Source organism: Amycolatopsis sp. H20-H5 (assembly GCF_035828755.1).
In the GTDB taxonomy this organism is placed as follows: Bacteria; Actinomycetota; Actinomycetes; order Mycobacteriales; family Pseudonocardiaceae; genus Amycolatopsis.
Map to the genome: position 1 here is coordinate 1 of NZ_JAYMZS010000218.1, position 7,103 is coordinate 7,103.

Consider the following 7,103-nt stretch of genomic DNA (forward strand, 5'->3'; position numbering starts at 1 on the left):
AGGCTGGACAGCGCACTGCGCAACGGTTTCACCTGCGCGGCCGCGAACAACGCGCCGAGTCCGATGGCACCGGCCGCGACGGTCGGCAGGTGCTTGACACCGGCGAAGTGCCGGTAGGTGAAGTCCGGCCCGTACCGCTGCAGCGCGGCCGCCGACCGGCCGACGATCTGCGGGTCGATGGTCGGCAGCGGTACCGCCCACAGGTCGTCGATCCGATGCGGTTTCCCGGCCGGGAGGTGCACCCGGCGCCCGGACGGCCGGGGTTCGGCCTGGGCACGGGCCTTCGCCGCCCGTGCCCCGGCGGGAAGCCGGGAAAGGATCGTCAGCACGGACAGGAAGGTGCCACCCGACGGACTGCCGCCCGCGCGGACGTACCCGTCGACCTTGAGCGGCACCCCCTCGGGCAGCTGCCGCACGGTGAAGTACGCCCCGAGGTCGTGCGGGATCGAGTCGAACCCGCACGCGTGCACCAGCCGGGCGCCGGTCTCGCGGGCCCGCGCGTCGTGGGCGACGTACATCCGGTCGGTGAACTCGGGTTCGCCGGTCAGGTCGACGTAGTCCGTGCCGGTGTCCGCGCAGGCCGCGACCAGCGGCTCACCGTGTTCGACGTACGGCCCGACGGTGCTGATCACCACCTTCGCGGACGCCGCGACCTCGCGCAGGGAACCGGCGTCGGTCGCGTCGGCGTGCAGCAGCGGCAGCTCGGCCAGCTTGCCGTCGATCGCGGTGAGCTCGGTCCGCAACGCTTCGAGCTTGCCCCGGTTGCGCCCGGCGAGCGCCCAGCGGCAGCCCTCGGGCGCGACGCGGGCCAGGTACTCGGCGGTCAGCGCGCCGGTGAATCCGGTGGCGCCGAACAGCACCACGTCGTGGGTGCGGGCGGTGGTCATGGTTGCCTCCTGCTGCGTCGCCCGTGCCGGACGCCTCAGGTTACCCGTGGGTCACCTGCGGTCCCCGGTGTAGACGACCGCCGCGCCGACCGCTTCCACTCCGCTGATCACGTCGGCGATCCGGCGCGGCATCGCGCGGGTGGTCTCGTCCATCCATTTCCGCACCTGCGCCCGGTCGAGCTCGCCCTCGTAGAGGTCGTCGACCCCGATGGTCCAGGCCAGCAGGGCGAGGCTCGCCGAATGCGGGTCGGGCCTCGTCCGGCCGAGCACGGCGGAGCGCGCGTGGCTGCGCGCGGAGGTCGACGTCAGCAGGTCGACCGGGGGATAGCGGTGAATCCGGCGGAGCAGCACCCGGTCGATTTCGTGGGAGACGACACCGTCGCGCAGCAGATTGGCCGTGACGATTTCCGGCAGGTCGTCACGCAGGTGGTCGACCCACGCCCGGATGAGGTGTTTGTCGCGTTCGGCGCGTATTCGAGAGAGCACCTGATCAGCGGTGTCCATCCCGGTCGGCAGGTGGCTGATCGGCTGGATTTTCTTGCGTTCCACGGTGATCCGGTCGGCGAGGAGCAGATCGCAGAGCACGGCCCCGCCGAGGCCGATGCCGAGCATGGTGCGGGTCAATACCGGTTTACCGGTGAACTCGTCGTGGCCGAGCAGGAACACGGAATCGACCAATGTGAGCCGACGCATTGATGGGCACGCCCCCGGCGATGTCTGGGAAAGAGGGCAAAAATACCCGGCGGAGATCTTGGCGGCGAACGGAGGCCTGTTTTACTCCGTACGGGCGTATCGATCGGGTCAATGCGGCCTTTAGTCTGTGGTCCGCGGCCAAGATCACCGCCAGTTCCTCTCCACAACCAAGGGGTCAGGTAAACGCTTTCATGGGTACGCACACTCCGGGCCGCCCGCGCGGCCTCGGCCAACGGCGGCTCGGCGCCGCGCAGATCGTCTTCTTCGTCGTCGCCGCGGCGGGCCCGCTCTACGCGATCGCGGGCGGGGTCTCCACCACGTACGCGGTCACCGGCAGTATCGGCGTCCCGCTCTCGTTCGTGTTGCTCGCCCCGGTGCTCGCGCTGTTCGCGGTCGGGTACGCGGCGATGAGCCGGTACATCACCAACGCGGGCGCGTTCTACCCCTACGTCGCCAACGGGATCGGCAGATCCGCCGGGACGGCGGTCTCGTTCGTCACGCTGATCGCCTACAACGCCATCCAGATCAGCATCTACGGCCTGTTCGGCTGGTCGCTGTCGAACTGGCTGCTGACACTGTTCGGGCTGACCGTGCCGTGGTGGCTGTGCGCGATCGTGATGGTGCTGATCATCGGCGCGCTCGGCGTGCTGCGCATCGACATCAACGCGAAGGTGCTCGGCATCGCGATGTGCCTGGAGATCGCGATCATCGTGATCATCGACGTCGCCCTGTTCGCGCATCCCGCGGGCGGATCCGTGTCCTTCGCGCCGCTGGCGCCCGGCAACCTCTTCACCGCGGGGGTCGGCGCGGTGTTCGCCTTCTCCGTCGCGGTGTTCACCGGGTTCGAGGGCGCCGCGACCTACGGCGAGGAATGCCGCGACCCGGCCAGGACGGTCGGGCGGGCGACGTTCATCGCCATCGGCCTGACCGCCGTGCTCTACGTCGTGTCCTCGCTGGCGATGGCGGTCGCCATCGGCCCGGACGCGATCGTCGGCGCGAGCCAGGCCGATGGCCCCGGGCTGCTGTTCGGCCTCGCCGGGACGAACGTGGGCGAGGTCTTCTCCGACACCGCGTACGTGCTGTTCATGACCAGCCAGATCGCCGCGCTGCTGAGCTTCCACAACTCCGTCGCCCGGTACTTCTTCGCACTCGGGCGGGAGGGCACGCTGCCCGCCGCGCTCGGCAGGACCAGCAGGCGGACCGGCGCGCCGGTCGCCGGTTCGCTGGTCCAGACCGGTCTCGGCCTGGTGCTCGTGATCGCCTTCGCGGCTACCGGGAGTGACCCGATCACTCAGCTGTTCACCTGGCTGGGTACCACCGCCTCGACCGGCGTGGTGATCATCATGATCGCGGTCTCGCTGTCGGTGATCGGCTTCTTCCGGCGTCGTCAGCGCACCGAGAACGCCTGGCGCCGCTGGATCGCGCCGGTGCTGGCCGCGGTGCTGCTCAGCGCGGTGCTGGTGATGATCCTGATCAACTTCGACCTGCTGCTCGGCCCGGAGGGCACCCCGCTGCTGCGCTGGGGCCTGCCGGGGCTGCTGGTGGCGGGTGGGCTGGCCGGGTTCCTGCGGGCCGAGCTGTTGCGGACCCGCGACCCCGAGGTGTACGCCGGGATCGGCGGTAGCCCGGTGGAAGACGGCAACGGCGACGACGACGACGCGCGTCGGCCGATCGGTTCGAGGGAGCGGTGATGAGCGGGATCCGAGCGGCCGAACCGTCCGAAGTGGACGCGGTGGTCGACGTGCTGACGCGGGCTTTCCAGCTGGATCCGGTCAGCACCTGGTTGTTCGAGGACGACGAACGCCGTCCCGGCGCGAACCGGGCGTTCTTCCGCGGTGTGCTCGGTGGCCTCGGCGAAGCGGGCGGCCGCGTCGACGTCACCGAGGACTTCGGCGCGGTGATGCTGTGGGAGCCGGGCGGCGCGGAGGACGAGGGCGGCGACCTGGCGGAGACCTTCCCAGGACTGCTCGACGCCGAGCTCGCCCGGCTCGGCCCCCTGCTCGGACTGATGGCCGAGCGCGGCCCCTCGGGTTCGGCGCACCACCACGCGCAGTTCCTCGGCGTCCTGCCCGGCCTGCAGGGCCAGGGGATCGGCGGACGGCTGTTCCGCCACGGCCTCGACCACTTCGACGCCCAGGGCACGCCGACCTATCTGGAGGCCAGCTCACCGACCAGCGCGCGGCTGTACCGGCGGCTCGGCTACCGCGACGTCGGCGAGCCGTTCGCCCCGCCCGGCGGCGCCCCCATGCAGCCCATGTGGCGCGACCCGGCCTAGCGCCCGGGCCCGTCCGGCGCACCATAATGGGTGCCATGGACCTCGACGAGCTGCGGCACCTGCGGCGCGCCCGCGACCGGATGGATCGCGAGTACGCGCAGCCCCTCGACGTCACCGCACTGGCCCGCACGGCGCTGATGTCGGCCGGGCACTTCAGCCGCCAGTTCCGCGAGGCGTACGGCGAGACGCCGTACTCGTACCTGATGACCCGGCGCATCGAACGGGCCACGGCACTGCTGCGACGTGGCGACATGAGCGTGACGGAGGCCTGTTTCGCGGTCGGCTGTACGAGCCTCGGCTCCTTCTCCACCCGGTTCACGCAGGTCATCGGCGAGACCCCGAGCGCGTACCGCGCCCGTGACCACAGCGAGCTCGAGGTCGTGCCGGGGTGCCAGGTGATGGTGGTGACCCGGCCGCGCAAGCCGCCAAGGCAGCCGATCAGTTTCCGAGAAGCATCGGTGCCCGCAGCCGACTAACGTCCTGCGCATGACCGTTTCCATCAGTGCCGTGCACGTCATCGTCGACGACCCCGAAGCAGCCCTCGCCTTCTACCGCGACACCCTCGGTCTGACCGTGCGCAACGAGGTCGCGCACGACGGATTCCGCTGGGTCACGCTCGCGACCGACAGCCAGCCCGAGATCCAGATCGTGTTGTCCCAGCCGCACGCCGGCCGTTCGAAGGAGGACGGCGACGCCATCGCCGCGCTGCTCGCGAAGGGCGAGTTGCGTACCCTCCACTTCAGCACCGAGGACCTCGACGCGACGTTCGAGAAGGTCGCCGCCGCACCCGGCGCCGAGGTGCTGCAAGAGCCGGTCAGCCAGCCCTGGGGCGCCCGTGACGCCGCGGTGCGCGACCCCGCGGGCAACCTCGTCCGTATCGAGCAGGCCTAACCCCGGCCGGTCCGCCGGGACGCGGGAGATCTGCGACCGTGCTACCTGGCGTGGTGTGATCCTTTCCCAAGGGTTCAGCGGACGCGGGGTGGATGATGCCGAGGACGAAGAGCGCGACTGTGGCATGGGAGTCGTTGTTCCGCGCGCAGGTGACGCTGGGGCGCAGGCTGAACCGCGCGGCACGGGGGAGCGAGGTTTCGATGCGCGTCTACGACGTGCTCTACAACCTGACGCGCTTCCCCGAAGGCAGACTGCGGCTGCACGAGCTCAACGAGCACATCCTGCTCGACCAGTCGAGCCTGAGCAGGCTGGTGGAGCGGATGGAGTCGGACGGGCTGGTCGCGCGCGCGGCCGACCCGCAGGACCGCCGCGGCACGGTCGTCGAGCTCACCGCCGAGGGCGCGGCCGTGCAGAAGCGGGTGGGCCGGGACTACGCGGCGGCGATCGGGCACTACGTCGGCGGCGCGCTGACCGGCGAGGAACTGCGAACCCTGCAGAGGCTGTGCGACAAGCTCCGGGCGGGGCAGGACGGCATCGCCGACCAGGAGGACTGACCGCCGCTGCGCCTCGCCCAATCACCATGCTTTTGCATGAAGCTGGCGCGGCTGTTCCGATGACGTGATCGAGCTCTCGTCCTTGATGGTCCATTGTGGACTGAAGATCGTGGTACACTCGGCCTCGCGATGACCGTGACCCGTGCCTCCGCTCCGCGGCACCGGTCCACCTTCGTCCTGCTGGCGCTGACGCTGTTCCTGCTCACGCTGGCCACGCCGACCCGGTCCGCTCCCGGGCACGGCACCGATCCGGTGGCCGTGCTCGCCCAGCAACCCCTGCCGCATTCGGTGACGGCACAACCGATCCCGCTCGCCGCCCTCCCCGAAGTGGCTCGCGTGGCCGCCGCGCCCGGTTTCACCGGCGAGCTCGTCGTCCCCTTGACGCCCGCCGCGGTGCACCGGCCGTCGATCTGGATCACCGCGCGCGCCCCTCCCGCCGCCTGATACCCGCCCAAGCCCGTATCAGCCGTACTCGGAGGTTCCATGAGTTCCGGTCATGCCCTGCTGGCCGTCGGCGGTGCGTTCCTCGCCGCCGGTGTCATCGCCAGACTCGGCGCCCGCATCGGGCTGCCGACCATCCCCCTGTTCATGCTGGCCGGTTTTGTCTTCGGCCCCAACACTCCCGGACTGTCCCTTGTGGACGACCCGGGCGAGCTCGGCGTGCTGGCCGGGCTCGGCCTTGTCTTCCTGCTGTTCTACCTCGGCCTCGAATTCTCGCTCGACGACCTGGCGAAGGGCGGGCGCAAGCTCGTCTGGTCCGGGCTCGTCTATCTCGGCCTCAACATCGGCGGCGGGCTCGCGTTCGGCTTCGCACTGGGCTGGGGGACCCGCGAGGCACTGGTCATCGCGGGCGCCATCGGCATCTCGTCCTCGGCGATCGTAACGAAGCTGCTGCTCGAAGCGCGCCGGATGAAGAACCCGGAATCGCGCCTGATCATGGGCATCATCGTGATCGAGGACCTGTTCCTCGCGCTCTATCTCGCCCTGCTCCAGCCGGTGCTCAGCGGCGCCGACAACCTGTGGGCCGCCGCGGCCGACTTCGGCAAGGCGCTGGCGTTCCTGCTGGTACTGGCCGCGCTGGCCCGATGGGGCGGCCGGGTCGTCTCGAAGCTGTTCGGTTCGGCCGACGACGAGCTGCTGACCGTCTGCTTCGTCGGTGTCGCCGTGATGGGCGCGGCGCTGGCCGAGGAGGTCGGGGTGTCCGACGCGATCGGCGCGTTCATGGTCGGCATGATGCTCGGCGGGTCGACGGTCGCCCCGCGGATCCACCAGCTCGTCCTACCGCTGCGCGACGCGTTCGGCGCATTGTTCTTCTTCATCTTCGGCCTCAGCATCGACCCGCGGGCGGTCGGCACGGTCGTCGTGCCGGTGCTGGTCGCCGTCGCGCTGACCATCGCGCTCAACCTGGTCGCGGGTGCGGTGACCGCGCGGATTCACTCGTTCGATCGTCAGGCCGGGGTCAACGTCGGCCTGACCGTGCTCTCTCGCGGCGAGTTCTCGCTGGTGCTGGCCACTCTCGCGACCGCGGCGGGGCTCGACTCCCGCGTCGCGCCGTTCGTGGCCGGGTACGTCCTGCTGCTCGCTGTGATCGGGCCCGTCGCGGTCCTGCGCTCGGAGAAGCTCACCTGGTTGCTACCGGCCGGTACAGTGCGGTCGGTTGACACGAGGAGGTCCGGGTGACAGAGCGGTTCGGCGGCTACCAGAACGAGATCTACCTGCAGGGGCTCGGCGGGACGTACCCGCCGTGCTCCGCCGACGCCACGAAGCTGGAGGCGTCGGCGGAGAAGATCCTCGATCCGGGGC

At 70.4% G+C, this 7,103-nt stretch carries 9 protein-coding genes and 1 pseudogene; 8 read left to right on the forward strand and 2 right to left on the reverse strand.

What is annotated here, in order from left to right; all coding sequences use genetic code 11:
* Positions 1-887 (reverse strand): saccharopine dehydrogenase family protein (locus tag QMK34_RS46395; protein ID WP_326421367.1); only part of this gene is annotated, 887 nt, incomplete at its 3' end.
* Positions 888-938: 51 nt separating this feature from the next.
* Complete coding sequence (locus tag QMK34_RS46400) at positions 939-1,580, reverse strand: GOLPH3/VPS74 family protein (protein WP_326421368.1); 642 nt, start codon at positions 1,578-1,580, stop codon at positions 939-941.
* A 191-nt stretch (positions 1,581-1,771) separates the two neighbouring features.
* Between QMK34_RS46400 and QMK34_RS46405 the strand changes: the two genes are divergently transcribed.
* The 8 genes and pseudogenes from QMK34_RS46405 to QMK34_RS46440 form a co-directional block, all read left to right on the forward strand.
* Positions 1,772-3,271, forward strand: a complete 1,500-nt coding sequence (locus QMK34_RS46405) for an APC family permease (protein WP_326421369.1) — start codon at positions 1,772-1,774, stop codon at positions 3,269-3,271.
* Positions 3,271-3,855 carry a GNAT family N-acetyltransferase gene (locus QMK34_RS46410; protein WP_326421371.1) on the forward strand — a complete coding sequence of 195 codons (585 nt, stop codon included), beginning with the start codon at positions 3,271-3,273 and terminating at the stop codon, positions 3,853-3,855. The genes QMK34_RS46405 and QMK34_RS46410 overlap by 1 nt, the downstream gene beginning before the upstream one ends.
* 35 nt (positions 3,856-3,890) lie before the next feature.
* Entirely contained in the window at positions 3,891-4,331 is a 441-nt protein-coding gene (locus QMK34_RS46415; protein ID WP_326421373.1) for a helix-turn-helix transcriptional regulator, read from the forward strand.
* Between the two features lie 10 nt (positions 4,332-4,341).
* Complete coding sequence (locus QMK34_RS46420) at positions 4,342-4,746, forward strand: VOC family protein (RefSeq protein ID WP_326421375.1); 405 nt, start codon at positions 4,342-4,344, stop codon at positions 4,744-4,746.
* A gap of 95 nt (positions 4,747-4,841) precedes the next feature.
* Complete coding sequence (locus QMK34_RS46425) at positions 4,842-5,300, forward strand: MarR family winged helix-turn-helix transcriptional regulator (protein WP_326421377.1); 459 nt, start codon at positions 4,842-4,844, stop codon at positions 5,298-5,300.
* Positions 5,301-5,429: 129 nt separating this feature from the next.
* On the forward strand, positions 5,430-5,744 hold the full coding sequence (locus QMK34_RS46430) for a hypothetical protein (protein ID WP_326421378.1): 315 nt from the start codon (positions 5,430-5,432) through the stop codon (positions 5,742-5,744).
* A gap of 39 nt (positions 5,745-5,783) precedes the next feature.
* Positions 5,784-6,980 carry a cation:proton antiporter gene (locus tag QMK34_RS46435; protein ID WP_326421380.1) on the forward strand — a complete coding sequence of 399 codons (1,197 nt, stop codon included), beginning with the start codon at positions 5,784-5,786 and terminating at the stop codon, positions 6,978-6,980.
* Positions 6,977-7,103: pseudogene (locus QMK34_RS46440) on the forward strand (alpha-hydroxy-acid oxidizing protein); the annotation flags it as partial. The gene QMK34_RS46435 and the pseudogene QMK34_RS46440, both read left to right, overlap by 4 nt.

Excerpts from the sequence above, each read along its gene's own strand:
- QMK34_RS46420 (WP_326421375.1), top strand. The coding sequence starts at position 4,342 with ATGACCGTTTCCATCAGTGCCGTGCACGTCATCGTCGACGACCCCGAA.
- QMK34_RS46405 (WP_326421369.1), top strand. The coding sequence starts at position 1,772 with ATGGGTACGCACACTCCGGGCCGCCCGCGCGGCCTCGGCCAACGGCGG.
- QMK34_RS46430 (WP_326421378.1), top strand. The coding sequence starts at position 5,430 with ATGACCGTGACCCGTGCCTCCGCTCCGCGGCACCGGTCCACCTTCGTC.
- QMK34_RS46425 (WP_326421377.1), top strand. The coding sequence starts at position 4,842 with ATGCCGAGGACGAAGAGCGCGACTGTGGCATGGGAGTCGTTGTTCCGC.
- QMK34_RS46400 (WP_326421368.1), bottom strand. The coding sequence starts at position 1,580 with ATGCGTCGGCTCACATTGGTCGATTCCGTGTTCCTGCTCGGCCACGAC.
- QMK34_RS46410 (WP_326421371.1), top strand. The coding sequence starts at position 3,271 with ATGAGCGGGATCCGAGCGGCCGAACCGTCCGAAGTGGACGCGGTGGTC.
- QMK34_RS46435 (WP_326421380.1), top strand. The coding sequence starts at position 5,784 with ATGAGTTCCGGTCATGCCCTGCTGGCCGTCGGCGGTGCGTTCCTCGCC.
- QMK34_RS46415 (WP_326421373.1), top strand. The coding sequence starts at position 3,891 with ATGGACCTCGACGAGCTGCGGCACCTGCGGCGCGCCCGCGACCGGATG.